Origin of the sequence: Sediminitomix flava, assembly GCF_003149185.1 — a bacterium.
Lineage (GTDB): Bacteria > Bacteroidota > Bacteroidia > Cytophagales > Flammeovirgaceae > Sediminitomix > Sediminitomix flava.
Genome location: NZ_QGDO01000012.1, coordinates 14,677 through 36,030 on the forward strand (window position 1 = coordinate 14,677; position 21,354 = coordinate 36,030).

The 21,354-nt window shown below is 38.3% G+C and carries 15 protein-coding genes; 5 read left to right on the forward strand and 10 right to left on the reverse strand.

Going from position 1 to position 21,354, the window contains the following annotated elements; all coding sequences use genetic code 11:
• Positions 1–92: 92 nt before the first annotated feature.
• The 3 genes from BC781_RS25695 to BC781_RS24785 all read right to left on the reverse strand — a co-directional run bounded on the left by BC781_RS25695 (position 93) and on the right by BC781_RS24785 (position 8,844).
• Complete coding sequence (locus tag BC781_RS25695; protein WP_158281581.1) at positions 93–6,335, reverse strand: chitobiase/beta-hexosaminidase C-terminal domain-containing protein; 6,243 nt, start codon at positions 6,333–6,335, stop codon at positions 93–95.
• 294 nt (positions 6,336–6,629) lie between these two features.
• On the reverse strand, positions 6,630–8,246 hold the full coding sequence (locus BC781_RS24780) for a flotillin family protein (protein WP_109623144.1): 1,617 nt from the start codon (positions 8,244–8,246) through the stop codon (positions 6,630–6,632).
• Between the two features lie 31 nt (positions 8,247–8,277).
• Positions 8,278–8,844 (reverse strand): NfeD family protein, encoded by a 567-nt coding sequence (locus BC781_RS24785; RefSeq protein WP_109623146.1) that lies wholly within the window; start codon positions 8,842–8,844, stop codon positions 8,278–8,280.
• Between the two features lie 188 nt (positions 8,845–9,032).
• On the opposite strand from BC781_RS24785, the gene BC781_RS24790 reads away from it, so the two are divergent.
• The 3 genes from BC781_RS24790 to BC781_RS24800 all read left to right on the forward strand — a co-directional run bounded on the left by BC781_RS24790 (position 9,033) and on the right by BC781_RS24800 (position 11,630).
• A complete protein-coding gene (locus BC781_RS24790; RefSeq protein ID WP_158281582.1) occupies positions 9,033–9,533 on the forward strand; it encodes a DUF4251 domain-containing protein in 501 nt (166 codons plus the stop codon).
• 132 nt (positions 9,534–9,665) lie between these two features.
• Positions 9,666–10,655 carry a hypothetical protein gene (locus tag BC781_RS24795; protein WP_109623150.1) on the forward strand — a complete coding sequence of 330 codons (990 nt, stop codon included), beginning with the start codon at positions 9,666–9,668 and terminating at the stop codon, positions 10,653–10,655.
• Between the two features lie 183 nt (positions 10,656–10,838).
• Entirely contained in the window at positions 10,839–11,630 is a 792-nt protein-coding gene (locus tag BC781_RS24800) for a TerC family protein (protein ID WP_109623153.1), read from the forward strand.
• 12 nt (positions 11,631–11,642) lie between these two features.
• Here BC781_RS24800 and BC781_RS24805 read toward each other — a convergent pair whose 3' ends face one another.
• The 4 genes from BC781_RS24805 to BC781_RS24820 form a co-directional block, all read right to left on the reverse strand.
• Positions 11,643–12,215: a hypothetical protein gene (locus BC781_RS24805; RefSeq protein WP_109623155.1), complete on the reverse strand. Its 573-nt coding sequence runs from the start codon at positions 12,213–12,215 to the stop codon at positions 11,643–11,645.
• 4 nt (positions 12,216–12,219) lie between these two features.
• Complete coding sequence (locus BC781_RS24810) at positions 12,220–12,597, reverse strand: hypothetical protein (RefSeq protein ID WP_109623157.1); 378 nt, start codon at positions 12,595–12,597, stop codon at positions 12,220–12,222.
• A gap of 251 nt (positions 12,598–12,848) precedes the next feature.
• A complete protein-coding gene (locus BC781_RS24815; RefSeq protein ID WP_109623159.1) occupies positions 12,849–14,027 on the reverse strand; it encodes an SPFH domain-containing protein in 1,179 nt (392 codons plus the stop codon).
• 5 nt (positions 14,028–14,032) lie between these two features.
• A complete protein-coding gene (locus tag BC781_RS24820) occupies positions 14,033–14,992 on the reverse strand; it encodes a hypothetical protein (protein ID WP_109623161.1) in 960 nt (319 codons plus the stop codon).
• A gap of 135 nt (positions 14,993–15,127) precedes the next feature.
• Between BC781_RS24820 and BC781_RS24825 the strand changes: the two genes are divergently transcribed.
• Both BC781_RS24825 and BC781_RS24830 read left to right on the forward strand, forming a co-directional pair.
• The gene (locus BC781_RS24825) at positions 15,128–15,511 is read left to right on the forward strand and encodes a group III truncated hemoglobin (RefSeq protein WP_109623163.1); all 384 of its coding nucleotides are present in this window, start codon (positions 15,128–15,130) and stop codon (positions 15,509–15,511) included.
• 140 nt (positions 15,512–15,651) lie between these two features.
• Positions 15,652–16,251 (forward strand): hypothetical protein, encoded by a 600-nt coding sequence (locus BC781_RS24830; RefSeq protein ID WP_109623165.1) that lies wholly within the window; start codon positions 15,652–15,654, stop codon positions 16,249–16,251.
• Between the two features lie 67 nt (positions 16,252–16,318).
• On the opposite strand, the gene BC781_RS24835 is transcribed toward BC781_RS24830, so the two are convergent.
• The 3 genes from BC781_RS24835 to recQ form a co-directional block, all read right to left on the reverse strand.
• Positions 16,319–17,458, reverse strand: a complete 1,140-nt coding sequence (locus BC781_RS24835) for a 5-(carboxyamino)imidazole ribonucleotide synthase (protein WP_109623167.1) — start codon at positions 17,456–17,458, stop codon at positions 16,319–16,321.
• Positions 17,459–17,557: 99 nt separating this feature from the next.
• Entirely contained in the window at positions 17,558–18,832 is a 1,275-nt protein-coding gene (gene purD / locus BC781_RS24840) for a phosphoribosylamine--glycine ligase (protein ID WP_109623169.1), read from the reverse strand.
• 167 nt (positions 18,833–18,999) lie between these two features.
• Positions 19,000–21,174: a DNA helicase RecQ gene (gene recQ, locus BC781_RS24845; protein ID WP_109623171.1), complete on the reverse strand. Its 2,175-nt coding sequence runs from the start codon at positions 21,172–21,174 to the stop codon at positions 19,000–19,002.
• Positions 21,175–21,354: the final 180 nt, after the last annotated feature.

Here is a 21,354-nt window from a genome sequence, read left to right on the forward strand (position 1 = left end):
ACATTTAGTGTTTCGGGTAAGCACAAAAAAAGACCTTATGCATAAGCATAAGGTCTTTAGAATATTACAAACTATAAGTGGTATAAAAATATTTATTGTTTCAATAAACGAAGTACTTCACGTTTTGAGCCCATCGCTACTTCTACAAAATACCAACCGTCTAATAGACCTTGAACATCAACATTCAGCTTCTGTTCGCCAAGTCCAATTGGTTTGTATTTGATACTCTTTACAAGCTGTCCGTACATATTGTACACTTGAATATTAACAGGACTTCTTTCATCTAAAGTCATTTTCAAGGTAGCATTTGAACTTGCTTGCGTAGGGTAGATAGATGCAGAAATGATATTATTAGACTCTGAAATACTTGTCAGTCTAGATGCAGACTCTGGATTAGAGCTGTACCATTGTCCACCTTTGTACCAACCTTCGCCACTTCTTGAAAGATCACCTGTTTGTGAACCTCCGTTATTGTGGAAAAGTAAGTTAGCTGAAGTAGCTCCTTCAATGGTGTATACATACCAATCGTTTCCTTCGGCTGTCATTAATTCTCCTGGCCAATTAGATGATGCTCCGTTTGAAGTTCCCCAATAATGGATTCTCGTTGCACTTCCCCATGAGCTTTTGAAGTGAATTTTTAACCCTGTCGGATCTTCAGGTTTTGTATCGTACCACTGCCCATTTCTGTACCAGCCGTCTTTGTCTCTTGTCAAGTCTGGAGATTTGTTTCCAGCATTGTCGTGGAACAATAGATTCGTTGAAGTCACATTGCTAGGGAAAGTAAATGCATACCAACCGTCAGCTTCCAATGTCATAGAAACACCTGGCCAAGAAGTAGCTGTAATACTTCCTACAGGTTGAGCATTCCAGTAGTGAATCAGTGCATTGTTATAACCTTGCGTGTAGACCGTGAATCCACCAGTTACTTCATTTACAGTAAAGCTTTCGCTCACAATTGCAGATGTATTTCCTGCATCGTCTACAGCATACGCTTTTACTACAGTCACTCCAATCGTTGAAACGGTAAAGCTTGTAGTATTTTGAACTGAAGTTGAAGAAGTTGTTGGATCAGTACCATCCAATGTATAGTAAATAGTTGGACTAGTGTCTCTGTCATCAGAAGAAGAAATACTTACGCTTACTTCCCCATCGAATGTTCCACCATTCGGGCTGATGCTTACTGAAGGAGATGTTATATCTGGACCTAAATCTAGAGGAACCCAAGTACCATTATCATATCCTTTTCCTTCGTTTCCGCAAGTGGTAAGGTCTGCTGTTTGTCCACTTCCCGAATTCGTGAAAATTACGTTTGAACAAACACCGCCTGTTACTTCATATTTCATCCAGCCTGTTCCAATTTCTGAAGCATCTACCATGCTTACACCTGGCCAAGCCACAGGATTTGCTTCTGTGATCGTACCATTTTCATTTTGTACATCCCAATAATATACATGACTGTAACCTTTTGCATAGATTGTGAATGTTTGAAGTGCTTCGAAAGTATAAGTACCTGTTTCGATTTCTGATGCTCCTTCGCTGTTGTAAGCTATTGCTTTGATTGTAACAGTTTCACCAGCAGTACCACTTACAGGAATCACTCCAGTATATGGAAGACTTTGATCTGATGGCGTCGATCCATCTAGTGTATAATAGATTACACCTGACTGAGTAGCAGAGAGTGCAACATTTCCAGAACCACTAGGGTAATTGGCACTTGCAGGGGAAATCGTCACTGTTGGTACTTGAGGGCCAGGACAATCACCAGGACAAGAGTCTGTCCAGCTTCCATCTCGGAACCAACCCGATTGCGTTCTTGAGTAGTCATCAGATTGTGCGCCACCATTGTCATTGAAGACGATTCCTACAGAAAGAGCAGTTATTGAAGCATGATACCAGCCATTTCCTGCATCAGTCATCTGAACACCAGGCCAAACAGTGTCATCTGTTACACCTACAGGAGTCGCATCGAAGTAATGGATATAAGCACTACCCCAATCGCTTGGTTTGTAGAAGTAAATATCCATCGGATCAATCTGACCAACGCTGTATTTTTTAGAGGCATAAGTTGTTTCTCCATTCGCATTTTCTGCCACAACTCTTACTGTTGCAGAGCTTGTCAATTCGAAAGATGAAGAATAAACTGTCCAATTTTTATAATCAGCTTGACTTAAGTTGTCATCAGTCGTGTAGTAGATTGCAGGATCCGGATCGTTTTTATCTGTAGCAGAAATAGAAACTGTGATCGAATTCTCATCATACTGAGTATCTGGTGAAATGCTTACAACAGGACGAGCAACGAAAACGTAATTTTTATTGTAAAGTAAAACGATTCCTTCGCTGTCTGCAGTGAAAGATACACTACCATTTGTGACTACTTGTTCTGCATTTGTATAATGATCTACAATGGTATCTCCTTCAGAATAATAATTTGATACATCGAATGATACCGTTCCTTGTGCTCCGATAGCTACAATTACACGGTCAGCAAATCCTTTTTCTTGGTTTTCATAATCTCTGACAAAAGTATAAGGAGAATCACTGATTTTTTGGTGAGAACCAGCACCTACGGCAGGGTGATCTCTACGGAAGGTACCTAGCTTTTTCCAAACTTCATGTTGTGCTTGGTTGAAAGCTCCCCAGTTCATATCAGAACGTGTATTTTGCTCCTCATCAGCCCAATTTCCTTCTGGTCTTCCCGACTCATCTCCGTAGAAAATCTGAATACCGCCTGGCAATAGCAAGAAGCCAGGAGCAGCAGCTTGCAATGAACCTCTATTGAATAAAGGCGGAACATCATGCGAAGAAAGATAGCTTAGTGAGTTCCAAGTTGGATCGTCATTGATCGTAGCATATTCAGAGAATAGTGATTCCAAATCATTTGCTTGACGCGAAGAAACCCTTGCATCATTTTTCAAACCGAAGTTGATAACAGAGTTGAAATCTCCATCGGTATGATATTCAGATTTGTTTTTACCATGTCCCCAAACTTCAGCAGTCATCCAGAATTCTAGATCATCTAGTGCTTTTTCTGGGTTTTCAGCTTTCCAATCTTTCAAGGCTGAAATGGCATATTGTTTCAGTCTTGCCCAACGTTCCATCTCAACGTGTTTTGCTGTATCGATACGGAAACCATCAATACCAAATTTTCTTACCCAATCTGTCAGCCAGAAAATCATGTAGTTAGAAACTACTCTTGGAAGACCCGTTGTATTGAAGAAATTATCTAGTTCTGCTGTTTTCTGAGAAAGTGTTCCTTCTGCAGTCCATTTGTTGATAAGAATTGGAGGGATACCTACGGTTGAAACATCTTCAGTTTTCAAGTCTGGAAGGAAACCTACACAGTTTTCAATTCCTCCACCAGAAGAACAACCATCGTAACCTTCAATATCTGGGTGACGCATCCAATCTGTTCCCCAATAGTTGCTTAGCCAAGTTCCGCCACTAGTATAGTCTACAAAGTTCTCATGGTAAGAATGCCAAGATTCACTTCCCGAAGGACTCCATGATCTCCATGAAGGATCAACTGAACCGTAGTTATATTCTTCCATATCGTGCATAGTAGCGTAACCTGTGTGGTTCATGACTACATCCATCACGATACGAATGCCTCTAGAGTGAGCTTCGTCTACAAACTCCATAAGGTCAGCTTCAGTCCCCATGTTTTTATCAATTTCTGACCAGTCTAAGGCATAATATCCGTGGTATCCGTAGTGTCTGAATGAACCGTCAGAACTACCACCTACCCATCCGTGCATTTGCTCAATAGGCGCTGTAATCCAAATTGCATTGATACCGATAGACTCAAAATAACCTTCACGAAGTTTTGCAGTGATACCTTTCAAGTCTCCACCGTGGAATTCCCCCGCAGAAGAATCATCTGTGTAATCATTTCCATTTCCATCAGTTCCTCTTCCGTAGCTACGGTTGTTACTTGGGTCACCATCATTGAAACGGTCAGTCATCATGAAATAAACAGAAGCGTTATCCCAAGTAAATATGTCATTTGTAGGAGGAGTAATGATGATGTCATCGTCATTTTTGGTGTAGATATTAGTTACTACTGAAGACTGATTATCCGTATCACAAATGGTTATAGCTTTAATAGTAGTCGTTTCAGTAAGCGTGATCGCTCCTGTGTATGCTATACTACTTGCTGAAGGCGTACTTCCATCAGTTGTGTAATACACTTGACATCCTGAAGTATTCGATAGACTTACAGTGATCGAATTGTCAAACGCTTGACCAGCTAAAGAGAAGATCGGAGCATCTGCTGTAGGATTCGTTTCTTGTTTGGTATATGTCGCAGTGAAAGTATCTGAGTTATTTCCGTCTTTGAAAGCTTTCGCTTTTAGTGTCGTAGTTTCAGAGAACGTTAGCGTACTGCTATATACACTTGAAGATTCAGTAGGTTCAGAATTATCAGTTGTGTAATAAATTGTAGCACCGCTTGTGGCAGTCAGACTTACTGCTATTGAACTTTCAAAAGTGGTAGAAGCTTGAGACGCATTCAATTCTATCGTTTCTTCTACAGGACAATCAGAAGTACAGTTCGGTGTTACAGTTCCACCATCGTACCAAGCGGTTCCTGTGATTACGATATCGTCGTCTTGATTTCCATTATTATCGTGGAATACAAAGTTTGAAGCATTTGCTCCTGGCAATTCTAAATAATACCAAGTACTCGTTCCTGCTACAGCTTGAAGTTGTACACCTGGCCAAGTGGTATCATCCACAGAACTTGCTGGAGTCGCTTCCCAATGGTGCGCATATACCGCAGACCAATTTGCTGGCTTTTTCACATAGACAGTCATTACTGGAGCAGATTCTCCGATGTAATATGTCTTTTCAATCGTACCTTCTTTTCCTTGGCTATCTACAGAAAGCGCTTTTACGGTAGTGGTAGTACTTAATGTAAATGCTCCAGTGTATTGAGTAGAGGAAGTTGAAGGTTCTGTTCCATCTAAGGTGTAATAGATTGGAAGATTAGAATCGGTATCGTCACTAACTGAAAGCGAAACTGAGATTGGGTCAGCAGATTCTAAAACATTTGGAGCAATAGTAAGAACGGGAGCATTGTTTACGCCTGTTCCTTTGTCCCAAATAGCGTAGTTTACACCACTTGCTTGCAATACCCAACCACTGCCTGAAGGAGACCATCCTGTTCCTCCGATCTTTACAGCTAGTTTATTGTCGATGATTGCAGCATATCCGCTACCGTCAGACTGTTGGATTGATAAAGAGCTATTGTTGAAAATTCCGTTTGCTTTACGCAAAGCAATCATTTCAGCAATCTCGTCGTAGATTCCGTAATCGAAAAGGTGTGAGTAGAAAACCATTGGGTTTCCTGGGTGTGTAAGAATGTAGGCATATCCTTGAAGAATCTGAGTATTTGAAGTTGGATCATTCGGGAATTGAGTTCCGCCATGATCAGCTTGACGTACAGGTTCTGTATCGTGATTTTCTAGGAACGTTACCGAGTTTTGAGGCCAAACACCTGCTACACCTGGCATTTTACCGCCATTGTTCAATGCGCCATAATTTCCACCAACAGCAGAATGTAATGTAAATTTTAATGGGAAGTCAAATGCTGTAGAAGTTGCTTGAGCACCGTCCATCCAATCTACGATGGTTTGTGTATTGTCATTCCAGTTTTCACCAATAGAAATGAATGGAGAAGTTGCATTGTTGTATTCTGCAAAATAACCAGCAGCAAAACCATGTACGAAGTCATATCTCCAACCTGCGTACCCAACATCGCTGATTAACCAATTCATCCAGTCTTTAATCGCTTGACGAGTTGCTGCATCATTGTGGTTAAGGTCACGAGCAGCTTCGTAAGGAGTACCTGTGTCAAAATCTCCACAGCCTTGTCCTGGGAATTGTTGATTTACTTCATCGTCAGAAGTAATCGAGTTACAGTCTAAAGCAGGTTCACAGAAATCTGCCCAAGAAGTACAACCAACACGGTGATTGATCACGATATCAGCCAATACTTTAATATTTTCTTGGTTGAGGTTCGAGATCAGATTTCTTAGTTCTTGTTCTGTACCGTAGTTGGAATTGAGGTCGTACCATTTACGAGGTAAGTAGCCAGCTCTATCGCCAGCGTCAGATGATGGGGGTAACCAAACTGCATCAATGTCTGCAGCTTTGATTGCGTTGATTTTACTGTTCAGATTGTTCCACCAATCTTTAGAAACTGCATCTGCAGATTCCCAATGAAAGCCTTGAAGGTACACTTCTGTACCATCAGCTCCTTGTGCTTGGACTTTACCTGTTACACCAAAGCATAACAAAAGCAACATCCAGCCGAGGGCTAGCAAGTTGTTTTTCATTTTCATGTTGTTTAATGATAGTTGAATCAAATTTCTCCTAACATTACAGCTTTCTGAAAATGAATTCGTACCACTAAAATTATAAAGCGTTTACTTTACGTTTTTAATAGTGTCGTTTTATAAAAGGATACGTTTAATTTGTTGATATTTAGTGTTTTGAAGTGATCGGTTTTTAAGGAAGAAATTCAAGTATTAGACTAAATGTGAAAAGAAAGAAGTAGTGAATTTTAAAATAAGTCCATAAAAAAGACCAACTTTTCAGCTGGTCTTTTTCAATTATATAAATGCTTGGAATTAATCTTCTTCCGTAATTTCTGCTCCGTTTAATCGACTGACTTTTTCATCTCCGGTTGGGACTTGAATCTCTACATCTGAGTTTTCGATTTGATTATTTTCAATAAATTCTTCCGTAGACATATCACCTAAGAATTGTGGCAGATCAATACCCGCTTGTTTCGCTAATTCGTGCATTGGAGGAAGTGCTCCGATAAAGTTTTTGATAAAATTGGAAGTACTGCTACCACCTTCAGAACCACCCGATTCCCAAACGGTGATCTTATCAATTTTGAGATTAGCCATTGCTTCAGTTTGTTTCCCGACAAGCTCTTCTAGTTTTTCAAGAAGTAGGAGCGTGGCAGCTGCTTTGGTATCTCCGCCACAAGCCTTAATGATTTCTTGATAACCTTCTGCTTTTGCTTCCAGTACTTTGCGAAGACCTTCTGCTTCTGCTTGGAATTTCATCAATTGAGCATCTGCTTCCCCTTGTGCAATTCTGCGGATTTCTGCTGCTTTGGCATCTGCTTCGATCTCGATTTTTTGCTTCTCGATTTCTTTGAGAACAACTTCTTCTTTTTGCAAACGAGCTTTCTCTACTTCTTTTTCAGCTTTCAAGATTTCTTCTTTTGCATTGGCTCTAGCCACTTCCGATTTACGATCTGCTGCAGCTGTTTTTTCTGCCAATTCAGCATTGTAGTCCGCTACCTTTGCTTTCGAGATATTCTCTCCTTCAATGGCTTCGGCTTCCAAACCAGCTACTTTTACCCTTTTGTGTGCATCGGCTTCTTTTTTACCTTCTTCCGCCTCAGCAGCTTGGATAGCTAGTTGTACGTCTTTTTCTTTTTGAGAATTTGCTTCACCAATAGATGCGACGGTTTCAAGCTCGGCTAGTTTGACACGTTTTTCTGTTTCAGCTTCTTTTTTACCTTTTTCAGAACCTGCTTGTTCTTCCGCTACTCGGATTTCGCGCTCACGTTGCGCTTTTGCTTCACCTGTAGCACCGCTTGTTTCTTGAACAGCAACTTCAACTCTTGCTTTGTTCACAGCCTCAGCAGCAGCTTTTTTACCAATAGCCTCAATATAACCAGAGTCGTCGGTGATATCTTTAATGTTCACGTTGATGAGCTCTAGTCCGACTTTATTCAATTCTGAAGCTACGTGCTTATTCACCAATGCCAAGAATTGTTCACGATCTTGGTTGATTTCCTCAATGTCCAAAGTAGCAATCACCAAACGCAATTGACCCAAAATGATATCTAGCGCTTGTTCTTTGATTTGGTGTTCTTCCAAACCTAACAAACGTTCTGCTGCATTGAGCATAATGTGCTCGTTGGTAGAGATACCTACGGTAAATGTACTTGGTGTATTGATACGAATATTTTGTTTTGAAAGTGCACCACTCAAATCAATTTCGATGTTGATTGGAGTAAGATGCAAGAATTGCCAACTCTGAATTACAGGCCAAACCAATGATCCGCCCCCGTGTATACATTTTGCACTTCTTCCTTTCCCTACTTTACCATAAATGACTAACACTTTATTAGAAGGACAACGTTTGTACCTACTAATAAGGAAGAGGATAAATAGGAATAGCGATCCGAAGACCGAGCTACCGACAATACCAAAAAGTTCCATGTTGTTCTAATTAAGTTAAGGTTTTGATTTTCTAGGATTCTACAGATGGGATAGGTTCTACCACTAAAGAATGTTCATTGACGTCGTAGACAATAACAGATGCACCCGAAGGAATGAGATTCTCACTGATGGCGTCCATGATTTTTAATCTTCCTTGAAGTTCAATCTCGATTTGTCCTTTTTCTGCTTTTCCGGCAGGGATAGTCAGATAAACTTTAGCTGTTTTTCCTATCGCATTTTTCAAATCTATATTTCCGCTATGTTCAAGCTCTTTTTTGAGTCGTCCTCCTATAAAAATACTCGCACCCAATGAGGCGACACCAGCCACACTTGCAGTGATCAGAATAACGAGATCATTATAAGAGGTGAGTTTGTACCCGAGAACACCCGACCATCCGATGGTCATCAGTACAGTAAGAATGGCTGATACTGAAATTTCATCACCGTCTAGACCTAGTTCAAAGTCAGCGTCTAGGTCAAGTCCAATAAATGAAAGGATAGATTTTAAGCCCATCAGTCCTGTAGCACTGACTGCTATAGCCCAATAAATGGCTTCGAAACTTGATGATGTTCCAAATAGTTCTTTTAAAAAATCCATATATCGCGTTTAAGAGTGTTGTGTTTGGGTTTTCAACTGTTTTATAAAAACATGTGTCTTTTAAGTATACGTAAAAGATTAAAAAATTGATATACAGTCCTATATTAGTTAAAATAAGTCTTTTTTGGAACAGGTTTTTGATGAAACAGTAACTCGTTAACGTCTATTAAATAAAAGGTATGAGTACGATGAAAAATATAGTATTTACCCTAGGTCTACTTTTTTCGATGATGCTTTCATTGGCGTCTTTAGGCCAGAATAAGCATGAGGTAGAATATGAGCAACTCATTGAAATGATCGGTCGTCAGAATTTTATTTTTGAAGCTCAAAGAGTTTCACCTCAAGGCGGCAGGCAAATAGATGTGGTTGGGGATAACTATACATTAAAAATTACAGAAGAAGAGGCAGAAGCTTTTTTACCATTCTTTGGAAGGGCTTTTACAGGTAGTTATGGAGATACGGAAGGTGGCATTAAGTTTAAAGAGTTAATGCAAAACGTAGAATTTAAGAAGAATGACAAGAAGCATAGAGTCATATTTAAATTTACGGTTCGATCTCCGAAAGATACTTACGATTGTACGCTAAATATTTCGAGAGGGGGCTTTGCAACTCTTTCAATCAATAGTCAGAAAAAATCATCGATCAGTTATACGGGAAGAGTTTATGAAGCTGATCAAGAAAATGAATAATTAAAGCAATTGTTCAATCATGAAATGATAAACAAATCTGCTATGTGCTTTTACGAAAGTGTTTAGTAGATTTTTTTTTGGCATTTTTTTAGTGAAAGAAGAGAGCTATAACATTGTACAAAAAATTCTCAGATGAAATATTATAGCCGAATCTTACTTTTTATTTTACCTATTTTCAGCCTTTGGTCTTGTGAAGAAGACACGATATCAGAAGATGGAAGAGATACGAGTGCTTTATTGAAGTTTCAGTTTAAGTTCGATTCTACCCAAGTTCGTCTTGATGGTTTTGGGCAAGAAGTTGAAGTTCCAGAAGGTCATGCAGCTATTTGTCCAGACTTCAATAGCATGAGTGTTCATTATATTGAATTTGTGCCTACAGAAACAACTATGGTAGGAGAAGGCGCTGTAGTTTATAAAGGAAAATCGCAAACTTCTCAAGTTTCCACTCAATTTGATGAAGCCATTGTATTTGATGAAGCCATCCAAAGTGATGAGGGGGAAGTGTTCTTAGAAGTACCATTGAAAGATTTGCCTGTAGGAACTTACAAATACCTACGTGTATCGGTTACGTATCAGAATGCAGATGTCAAATTCAATTTGTTGAATCTTTCTGATTTGAGTGAATTCTTACCCGATGGTTTATATAATCAAAGTGGTACTTTATCTAGCTTTATCGGTTTTAATACTTACATCGGTTCGCATCAGGTAAAGAATTATAGTGTAGATGTAAATACCGAAAAGGAACAAGGTTTTTGGATGTTTGAAAGTGATTTAGATTTCGGGGATCCATATATTCAAGCCGCATATGAAAGTGCCAATCCTGTTCCTGTAGTTCAAGGACAAGCACCAGCAGGAGCTACTACAGTAGTAAATCTTTTGGAGCAGTTTGGTGTGACAGTACCACAAGGTTCTTGTATTGTAACGGGTAAACTCACAGAGCCTTTAGTGATTACAGAAGAAACGGATGAAGATAAATTAGTTACGCTTTCCTTCTCGGTAAATGATAGCTTCGAATGGGAAGAAGTTATTGAAAATGGAGAATGGGATATTGATGCTACAGGTCAGTTTGAAGAACCTGTAGTAGATATGGGCTTAAGAGGATTAATGGTAGAAGTACAGTAATTCTCTTAATCAAAGACATTATGTAAGCACTCGGACTGTAATAGTTCGGGTGCTTATATTTTATAAAGAAAAAATTAGAATTTTTTGCACCCTTCTAACTTAAAGGTCGTATAAGGGGGTAAAATAGCTAGCATACGATAATTCAATTATTCAATATAGTTAGTTCTAATTTTTATAATCTAAATGGACGTATATCTGAATTCCGAAATTTGGGTAGCTTTAATTACACTCACTTTTTTGGAGGTCATTCTAGGAATTGACAACATTGTGTTCATTTCTATGATCACAGGGAAACTCCCGCAACAGAATCGGGCGAAAGTAAGAAATACAGGCTTAGTCTTGGCTCTGATTTCAAGAATTGCTTTACTGCTCGGGCTTGTTCACCTCATTGGTATCACAAAGCCACTATTTACCGTTTTTAACCTCCAAATAACTGTACACGATCTGATTCTTCTGATCGGAGGTCTTTTTCTGATTTATAAAAGTACAGCAGAAATTCATAACAAGATCAGAGGAGAAAAGGAGGAAGAAAACTGTGTGTCAGAAAAAAGCAGCAGTTTTTGGGCGATTGTACTACACATTGTTCTTTTCGATAACATCTTCTCATTTGACAGTATTCTCACAGCCATAGGACTAACCCAACACGTGTGGATTATGATTACGGCAGCAGTCATCTCTATGAGTTTACTGATTTGTTTCTCGGGAAAAATCGCAGACTTTATCAATGCACATCCTAACCTACAAATTTTAGCCTTAGCCTTTCTTATTCTGATCGGTTTCACGCTTGTTTTAGAAGCCTTGAATTATCATATCCCTAAAGGATATATCTACTTTGCAGTTGTCTTTTCACTTGGAGTAGAGTTTGTCAATATGAAAATCAGAAAACGAATGCTAAACCTGATATTGAATAGAAAAGGACCTTTTAATCAAGCCTTGCATTCTTTCAGAAAAAAGAAAAAATCTACTCCCAAATAGAAAATTCATAGTTTAATTGACAAATGAACGCTGGCGTTTCATTGCGGTATTCCATTTTCTTTCTGAGAATGTAGAAGATGGAATATTTCCTTCAAACCAAAGCTCATAAACTTTATCAAATTCTCGTTGAGAAACTGAAATACTCAATGAGTCATTAAACCTTTTGACAAGATGTTCTCCTTTCCCCATTGGTACTCTTGAGAGTTTTACCATTATTTGGGATAAGCGGTCAAATTCATCGGCGTTTAGGTGAATATATTTGATTTCATCTGGATAAAAACTATGATAGAAGCTGATGACAGTGAATGTACCTCTTGTATTGGTTGAGAAAACATCGACAGAAATACCGTTGCCATGCGTATGAGCAGAAGTATCTGTAAAGTTAATATTAGTTGTTTGAAGTATATTTTTTGAACTGAATTTCAAAATCTGGTCTGAGTTCTCTTTCATCAATTCTTTCATGACAACTGTTTGTGCCTCTTTCATTAAGAATTGATGAAATGAATGAGAAGATTCAAATCTCTGAGCGAAAATATGAAAGGTCGTCAGAAGTAAGATCGAAGAGGTAATGATTAATTTTTTCATAGTGCTATTGGTCAATTCTTATGAATAAAGAGGAATCAAATTCAGCTCCTGTAGCTTCAAGGATTCGGATTCCATTTTTGGCATTAGAGCTATATTTAAGATAAGGCTGAATTGCAGTGGTATCTTTTGGATCAATTTTCCTCGACTTTATATATTCTGATCTTAAGGTGAGTTTAACCGTAGCGTTTCGATCATCTTTTTCTTTTAGGTAATACTCATTTCCATCGAGTATATACAGTAAAAATGGTGAGGAGGATGGCTCATTTTTGGTCTGAGCTATTTTCAGATCATCATCTTGGGCGCTTTGTGGAATATCCAGATTCTTGTCTTGACATGATGAAAGAATGAACAGAGTGAAGATGGTTAAAAAGTGATTTTTCATGTAGAAATAAACTTTAAGTAATAGAATCGTTTATTTCAATCTGATCATAAAAGGTTTTAGTACAAACTCATTTAACATTGTTTGAGATGGAATCGGAGAGGAGACGATCTGTTTAACATCCCTTAAAATCAGAGTGTTAATATATTTAATGGATAGGCTAATTGATTAATAATTCTCTTTCGTAATAGAAAACCCCGAGAGTAACTTTTTGTAAAGCTTTTCTCGGGGTTCTTTTTATTTATTCTTCAATGCTACATTGGCGGTGGTGGGGGAGGTGGTGTAGCCATTCCTCCAAACAGGCTAGCTGTTTCAGTATGTGTGCCCATTGGAGCCCAAGCAGGCATACCTTCTCTCCATACCATTGTATCTTTATTTACTCGTCCTTCTGCCACATACTGTTTAAGTTGATCTAAAGTATAAGGTCCATACTGAGATCCGTTACTTGATATGTGGAAAGACAATTGAGATGGAGCTGCCCCAGGAACAGGAGGAGGAGCACCTGGTCCAGATGGTACCGGTGGAGGCGCTTGCTGATTTTGGGGTGCTTGAGCATTTCGCTGCATACCCATCATTTGGTTAATCATATTGGAGGCCATTCCCATATTCATGCCCATTTGCATAGCATCGTTTATGGTACTATTTACAGAACCTCCTTCAGAATTCCCTTCGCCTACATTGCCCATGGCATTGCCCATCTGATATTGCTGATAGGTATTCATATTCCCAATCGCTCCCATACTAGCTCTTTGATCGATAGCCTCTTGTACAGATTCTGGCAGAGAAATATTTTCAACGATAAAATTCGCAATCTCGATACCAAATTGATCGAACTTTGTTTGTAAAAGCACTTCACATTCATCACCAATCTCTTTGTACTTCATCGCAAGATCAAGCGCAGGAACTTTTGCTTCTCCTAGAGTATCTGTAAAGTTTGAAAGTACGAATGGCATTAGCTTTTCATCTAACATTTCGGTAGTGAAAGCATCTTCTACACCACTTACTTCTTTCAAGAAAGTTACAGGATCATTTACTTTTACATGGTAGCTTCCATAAGCACTAATTCTTACGATACCGAAATCGGCATCTCTTAGCATAATCTCATTTGGAGTACCCCAACCAAGGTCTGTGATGAACTTGGTATTGATGTAGTAAACTTCTGTTACAAATGGGCTATCAAAACCATGCTTCCATCCTCTTAGGTCTGAAAGGAGTGGAATGTTTTCTGTAGACAGGGTGTGGGTTCCTGGGTAAAAGACATCTGCAAACTGTCCTTGCTCAATAATTACAGCAACTTGCGATTCTCTTACGATAAGTTGTGCGCCATTTTTAATTTCATTGTCGTGGCGGTCATATTTGTAGACAATGAGATCATCATTTTCAGGTAGCCATTCAATGATGTCAATGAAGATATTTCTATCAAAAAATCCCATAGTGATTATATTTTAAGAGGTGCTTTACATTTAGTACAGTTGGTAAGAGTGGCTACATTCATCGTTTTACATTTACGACATTTCACTTTCTTTACCTCAGACTGCTCTGATTTGGCAGATTCTGTTTTTGTAGAAGACGATGGGACTTTAGCGGTAGCATCAGTAACTTTTTCAGCCTCTTTTAATGCCTTCTCTTTCGCTTCTTTCTCAGCTATTTTTGAGGCAACTGAAGTTTTTGCAAAAGAAAGCGTAGCTTCAATTTCTTTTGTCGTTTTATCTATCTGATAAACCGCTTCATCAATCGTTGTATATTGTTTTGAAAGAGGATCGCCTAAAGATTGCTCAACACTTCTGGCAGATTGGATAGACTGTTGTATCTGAGTTGTATATTCTTCAGAAGACAATTTCTGTCCTGCGTCTCTTTCTACATTATTTACACTATTTCTAGCAAATTTTAAGTTTTTGATACTTATTTTTAGCTTCCCAATTTTTGAACTCCATTGGTCTAAGATTGTCTTCTCTCTCTTTAGGTCAAGAATGGCAAGTGAAGATTTTTCATAAGACTTTGTGAAAGATTGTGGCTCTACGACTGTTTGGTCTAATTTTAAAACCTTTAGCGCTGGTGCTTCAACTTTGATCGATGCTTGGTTGCTTTTAGCATTCTTTACAGCATCTTCAAGTCCCTGTATAGCACCCATGATCCCATTGCTTAAGGTCTGAGCTCCTTTCTCAAGAATTTTCTTTTTCTTTTTTTCGTCAGATTCAGCTTTAGCTTTTTCAATTGCTTTCGAGGCTTCGGCGTATTCTTCATTTAAGAATGTCTTAAACTTTGGATATTTGCTCGAAAGTTGATCAACAACAGCTTTTTTGTTTGTTAATTCTAATGAAAGTTCTTCTGCACTTTTACTGCATGAAAAGAATAATAGGGAGATGATTAATGAAATTAAAAAATTATTATAACGCATACTTTATCGTGTTATATGATCAAAAATTTTGGTCTTTAATGTAGTTATTTTTTGGTTAACATCGAATTTAAATGTGGGTACAGTAAGAAAATAAGGGAAGTATGAATAGTTTACGGTACTTAATGAAAGGGAAATATGAAAGAAGAGTTAAAGGATAGAACAACGATAGAAATTCTTGTTAGGCGTTTTTATGATAAGGTAAAAGAAGATGAATTAATCGGTCATATTTTCAATACCATGATTTCTGATTGGGAATCACATATTCAATTGCTCACTGACTTTTGGGAGACGAATTTATTATTTGTGAGTAAGTACAAAGGTAATCCTCCGAAGATGCATGTTGATGTAGATCGGGAGATGGGAAATGTAATAGACCAACAACATTTTGATCGTTGGTTACAACTCTGGAATCAGACAGTAGATGAAAGCTATGAAGGAAAGTTGGCTGAACAAGCTAAATATAGGGCAGGAAATATTGCGTTTGTTTTACTTTCTAAAATGATAAATGCTAGAACTTAAAGTTATTTTAATTGTAAGGTTATTAGTTAGTTAAATGATTTTAAAATAGTTAAACATTTGTCTACAATTGGACTTGGATTGTTTTTTAGTTAAATATAATACATTATCCTTTTTCTACTTTAAACAATCCAAATTCTAAAATGAAGCACTTTTTATTTTCAATTATTTGCTCCTTTCTTTTTCTACAATCCAATGCTCAAAGTGATTGGAGTTTGAGAACGAATGCAGGTTCTCTAATTGGTGAGAAAGGGTATTATTTCTCTTTCGACATCGGTATTCCAATTGTAAAAGGATTAGAATTAGCTCCAACCTTTATGTCATCAAGTCGTATTTCTCAAGATTTTTTGTATGCAAACTGGTCAGAAAGTGACCTTTTTTATTCAGTCCCCGAGAAAGAAGAAGAAGGGCAAGAAATTACTAAAAATGTCAGTTCTTTGAGCCTTTTACTCTTGCTCAAGCCTTTGGATTGGTTGAGTAATTGGAAATCAAAAAAACATGAAATTCTACTAGGTGGAGGAGTTTCTTACAGTAGGTATACAATGCTTAGCTCTAGATATAACGGAGAAGACCTTGTGAGTTTGGGAGGAAAAGTAAACAGTGGAATTGAACCGTATTATTTCAAGGTAGCTTACAACTACCTGTTTACAGAGAGTTTATTTGGCGGACTTGTTTTTTCATCAAATGGATACGATGGAGATGCTGTAACGATGTTAGGTTTACAGTTTGGTGTGAAGTTTTAGATAAAAAAGAAAGACCAATGACTGTTCAAATCATTGGTCTTTTTATCTCTAGAAATCTTCAAGAGACTTAAAGTGCTTTTACCTTTAAAGTCTTCTTTACGATTTCAATTTTCTCTTTCAATTTATCCATGTCTTCATCTACGATAGTAACGTGCCCCATTTTACGGTGAGGTTTTGTCATGAGCTTTCCATAAAGGTGAATAAATACACCTTCTTTGGATAGTACTTCATGGAGTCCTTCGTAGACAGCTTCTCCTGTGTGTCCTTCTTCACCCAAAAGGTTTACCATTGCCGAAGCAGAACGCATTTTGGTGCTTCCTAATGGCAAATTCAAGATGGCTCTAAGGTGTTGCTCGAATTGAGAAGTTAGGTTAGCTTCAATTGTTTGGTGACCGCTGTTGTGTGTACGTGGTGCTACTTCGTTTACCAATACATCACCTTCAGGTGTTACAAACATTTCGACCGCCAAGAGACCAACCATTCCCATTTTGTTGATAAGGTCAGTTGCAATCGTATTTGCTTTCTCAAGAATCTCATTGCTGATATTGGCAGGGCCTAATAAGTAGTCCACCATATTTTGAGGAGTGTAAACTAATTCCACAGGAGGGAATACAGTTGTCGCTCCTTTTTCATTTCTCGCAATGATGATTGAGATTTCCTTTTCAATGTTGACAAGGTCTTCTAACAAAGACGGAGCTTCAAAACCTTTCTCGAAATCAGCTTCAGAACGGATGATTTCAACACCTCTTCCGTCATAACCGCCTTTTCCTATTTTCATTACGGCAGGGAGAAAATCTTTGTGTTTAGGAAGATCTTCTTTTCTGTCGATCAAGAAATATTCAGAAGTAGGAATACCATTTTCACGGTAGAATTCTTTCTGAAGTCTTTTGTCTTGAATGATTTTAAGAATGTGTGGCTGAGGGAATACTTTTTTGCCTTGTTTTTCCAATTCAGCAAGGGCATCCACGTTTACGTTCTCGATTTCTACCGTAACTACATCTACATCTTGACCAAAAGCCAAAACAGTGTCGTAGTCAGTCAATGATCCGTTATGGAATTCGTTGGCCAATGAAGCACAAGGGGCATTCGGATCAGGATCTAGCGATTTGATGTAAACATTGAGGTTCATACTAGACTGAATCATCATTCGGCCTAATTGTCCACCTCCTAAAACACCTACTTTTGGAAGTTTATCTGGATGTTGCATGTCTATACAAGTCGGTTCTGCAAAAGTGCAGTGAGTTTTAAAGTCGTAATTGAAAAAGACCGACGCCTCGGGAGGAATCGGTCTATATAGATGAATTGGTTATTTAAGATCAAATCCGATATCAGAACGGAAATTCTTTTTCTGGAATTCCACAACTTCAACAGCCTCGTAAGATTTTGCTAAAGCTTCTTCCATAGAGTCGCCGTATGCTGTAAGTGCAATTACACGACCTCCGTTCGTAACTACATCGCCAGCTTCATTGTGTGTGGTTCCTGCATGGAAAGGAATGACATTTTTTACTTTGTCTAGACCCGTAATGATTTTTCCTTTCTCATAGGCCTCAGGATAGCCACCCGAAACAAGCATAACTGTAGTTGCTGTACGTGTATCAATTTCTACCTTAGCTTCAGAAAGTCTCTTTTCTGCTGCCAATTGGAAAATTTCTGCCAAGTCAGATTTCAACAATGGCAATACAACTTCAGTTTCTGGGTCACCCATACGAACGTTATATTCAATTACGTAAGGATCTCCATTTACATTCATCAAACCGATGAACAAGAAACCTGTGAAGTCGATATTATCTTTTTTCAGTCCTTCTACTGTAGGAGCAATAACACGCTCTTCTACTTTTTGCATGAACTCGTCATCGGCAAAAGGAACAGGAGAAACACAACCCATTCCACCAGTATTCAAACCTGTATCACCTTCTCCGATACGCTTGTAATCTTTTGCAGAAGGGAAAGTAATATAGCCGTTTCCGTCAGTAAGAACGAAAACTGAAAGTTCGATACCGCTCAAGTGTTGCTCGATCACAACGCTACTACTAGCATCACCGAATTTTCCTTGAAGCATTTCTTTTAGTGTATCTTTTGCTTCTTGTAGGTCACTAGTGATGATTACTCCTTTTCCAGCTGCAAGTCCGTCCGCTTTCAAAACGTAAGGAGCAGTTTCTTTTTCAAGATAAGCGAATCCTTCTTCTAAAGTATCGTGTGTAAAAGTTTCAGAAGCTCCTGTAGGAATGCCATGTCTTAGCATAAATTGCTTCGAATAATCCTTGCTACCTTCTAGGATCGCACCTTCTTTCTTCGGTCCGATCACCTTTACATGTTGTAAATCGGCATCTTCAGCAAAGAAGTCAGCAATACCATCTACAAGTGGTTGCTCTGGTCCGACAACTACCATATCAATGGCTCTATCGATTACCGCTTTTTTGATTTCTTCGAAGTCGCTTACCCCAATTTTGAGGTTTTCAGCAATTTGTGCAGTACCTGCATTTCCTGGCGCAACATATAATTTAGTGACTAGCTCACTTTGAGCTAATTTCCAAGTAAATGTGTGCTCTCTTCCTCCGGAACCTATAACTAATACTTTCATTGGAATAAAGTGATGGAAAGTTGATGTTGATATCTTGATGCGAAACTAAGAAAAAAAGTAAGGCTAGAAAACTAAACCTAGATCAGATTGTATGCTAGCTTTGAAAAATTGCATAAAAAAAGGAAGTAACTGGGTTTGTTCGAATCCAATTACTTCCTTTTATCATTTTAAAGAGCGAGTTCTGATAGAAATTTGACCCGAATGAGTCTTATTTCCTCCTCGGAAATTTCTTCGTCTAGCTCATCGAGTGCAACATCTAAACTATCGGTATCGGTTTCCATAAAGTAGTCGTAGATTTCATCGATCTTATCTTCTTCCATAATGGAGTCGATGTAATAATCTAGATTTAGTTTGGTACCCGAATAACAGATGTGCTCGATTTCATCGAGGAGCTCGTCAAAGGAGATACTTTTTCCATCAGCAATGTCATCCAAATCCATTTTTCGATCAATTTGCTGAATGATGTAAATCTTGATTTTAGATTTATCGACAGCAGATTTGACAACAACATCTGTGGCTGTTACAATGTCATTTTCTTCCACATATTTGTTGATCAGATCAATGAATGGCTTTCCAAATTTTCTGACTTTACCCATACCTACACCATTGACTTGTGCTAGTTCGTCGTTGGTAGAAGGATAAGTTGTTGCCATTTCTTCAAGAGATGGATCTTGGAATATGACATATGGAGGTAGGCCTTTTTGTTTTGCGACTTCTTTACGTAGCTTTTTGAGCATATCGTAAAGAGTTTCATCAAAACCATGGCTGTTATTTACTTGCTCTTCGTCTTCATCGATAGAAGCCTCTGAGTAATCATAATCTTTTGTGAGGGTAATAGACACAGGATTATCTACAAAGTCTTTTCCTTTTTCAGTGACTTTGATGATCGTGATATTTTCCGTGTCTTTGATAAGGTAACCGAAGATCATGGCTTTTCGGATAATCATTTCCCAAAAGATCTCATTTTCTTCTTTGCCTTTCGCAAAAACCTCAATGGTATTATGATTGTAGCTATTTACATACTGATCATCTTCGCCTCTGAGCACATTTACTAAGTGCTGCATATTGAAACGTTGATCGGTTTGTAAGGCAGCTTTGATGGCTAGATTGATAAACTCTTTGCCCTCAAACTCTTCTTTTGCCTTTTTACAGTTATCGCAGTTCTCACAGTTTTTCCCCATATCTTCTCCGAAGTAATGGAGTAGTTGACGAGGACGACAAACTGATGAGTTGGCATAGGCCGTGATTTCCTGTAAAAGAATTTTGGCATTATCCCGTTCAGTAACAGGCTTATCTTTATTGAATTTTTCTAGCTTCTGAACATCTTTTGGGCTAAAGAACATCAAACAATGTCCTTCCAAACCATCTCTTCCTGCTCGACCTGTTTCTTGGTAATACCCTTCAAGCGATTTTGGTGCATCGTAGTGTACAACAAAGCGAACATCTGGCTTGTCGATACCCATACCAAATGCAATGGTAGCGACTACTACGTCTACATCTTCGTTCAAGAAAGCATCTTGGTTTTTCATACGAAGATTGGCATCCATACCTGCATGATAAGGAACGGCTTTTACGCCATTGACCGATAGAAACTCGGCTACTTCTTCTACCTTTTTACGACTCAAACAATAAACAATCCCCGATTTACCTTTGTATTGGTTGACAAATTTAACGAGTTGTTTGTTTGGGTTGACTTTTGGTCTTACGTCGTAATAAAGGTTGTCTCTGTAAAAAGATGATAGAAAAACATCAGCATCTTCCATGCGGAGGTTGCGCTGAATGTCTGAGCGAACTTTTGGGGTAGCTGTTGCCGTAAGTGCAATAATCGGCAAGTCTCCCAATTGTTCTATAATGCTTTTTATGCGGCGATATTCTGGTCGGAAATCATGTCCCCATTCCGAAATACAGTGTGCCTCATCAATAGCTACAAGCGATATATTCGTATTCTGAAGTAACTTCACATTGTCTTCTTTGGTGAGAGACTCTGGAGCTACGTATAAAAGTTTTACTTTCCCTTCTAGTGTCTGTTTGCGTACCTTATTTAGTTCTGTCTTAGTTAGTGTTGAATTAAGGAAATGTGCATTTACACCTAATGCATTGAGTTGATCAACCTGATTCTTCATTAGGGCGATGAGTGGCGAAATTACAATGGCTACTCCATCTTGCATCAATGCGGGCAATTGGTAACATAATGATTTACCAGCACCAGTAGGCATGATGACAAACGTATTTTTCCCCTGAAGAATATTCTTAATAATACTGTCTTGATTGCCTCTGAATTGATCGTACCCGAAAACCTCCTTTAGTTTATCCTTTAGCTTATCGTCAAATTCTGCGATCATTGTTGTTGAGGTAGATGAATAATTTTCCGTTACTGTCTGTTTGTTTATTCGAGAATACTTGAAATTAACAATCTTGATATAAGTTGAGTTCTTACAAGATAATTCTTACACCTGCTTTTCCTTTTTGTTGATGCACATTTTGGATACGAACTCTGTATTCTCTCCTTTGTATTTACTTAT

Coding starts and splice junctions, on each gene's coding strand:
- BC781_RS24790 (WP_158281582.1), top strand. CDS start 9,033: ATGAAAAATATAGTATTTACCCTAGGTCTACTTTTTTCGATGATGCTT.
- BC781_RS24780 (WP_109623144.1), bottom strand. CDS start 8,246: ATGGAACTTTTTGGTATTGTCGGTAGCTCGGTCTTCGGATCGCTATTC.
- BC781_RS24810 (WP_109623157.1), bottom strand. CDS start 12,597: ATGAAAAATCACTTTTTAACCATCTTCACTCTGTTCATTCTTTCATCA.
- BC781_RS24785 (WP_109623146.1), bottom strand. CDS start 8,844: ATGGATTTTTTAAAAGAACTATTTGGAACATCATCAAGTTTCGAAGCC.
- BC781_RS24815 (WP_109623159.1), bottom strand. CDS start 14,027: ATGGGATTTTTTGATAGAAATATCTTCATTGACATCATTGAATGGCTA.
- BC781_RS24805 (WP_109623155.1), bottom strand. CDS start 12,215: ATGAAAAAATTAATCATTACCTCTTCGATCTTACTTCTGACGACCTTT.
- BC781_RS24830 (WP_109623165.1), top strand. CDS start 15,652: ATGAAGCACTTTTTATTTTCAATTATTTGCTCCTTTCTTTTTCTACAA.
- recQ (WP_109623171.1), bottom strand. CDS start 21,174: ATGATCGCAGAATTTGACGATAAGCTAAAGGATAAACTAAAGGAGGTT.
- BC781_RS24835 (WP_109623167.1), bottom strand. CDS start 17,458: ATGCAACATCCAGATAAACTTCCAAAAGTAGGTGTTTTAGGAGGTGGA.
- BC781_RS25695 (WP_158281581.1), bottom strand. CDS start 6,335: ATGAAAAACAACTTGCTAGCCCTCGGCTGGATGTTGCTTTTGTTATGC.
- BC781_RS24795 (WP_109623150.1), top strand. CDS start 9,666: ATGAAATATTATAGCCGAATCTTACTTTTTATTTTACCTATTTTCAGC.
- BC781_RS24800 (WP_109623153.1), top strand. CDS start 10,839: ATGGACGTATATCTGAATTCCGAAATTTGGGTAGCTTTAATTACACTC.
- BC781_RS24820 (WP_109623161.1), bottom strand. CDS start 14,992: ATGCGTTATAATAATTTTTTAATTTCATTAATCATCTCCCTATTATTC.
- purD (WP_109623169.1), bottom strand. CDS start 18,832: ATGAAAGTATTAGTTATAGGTTCCGGAGGAAGAGAGCACACATTTACT.
- BC781_RS24825 (WP_109623163.1), top strand. CDS start 15,128: ATGAAAGAAGAGTTAAAGGATAGAACAACGATAGAAATTCTTGTTAGG.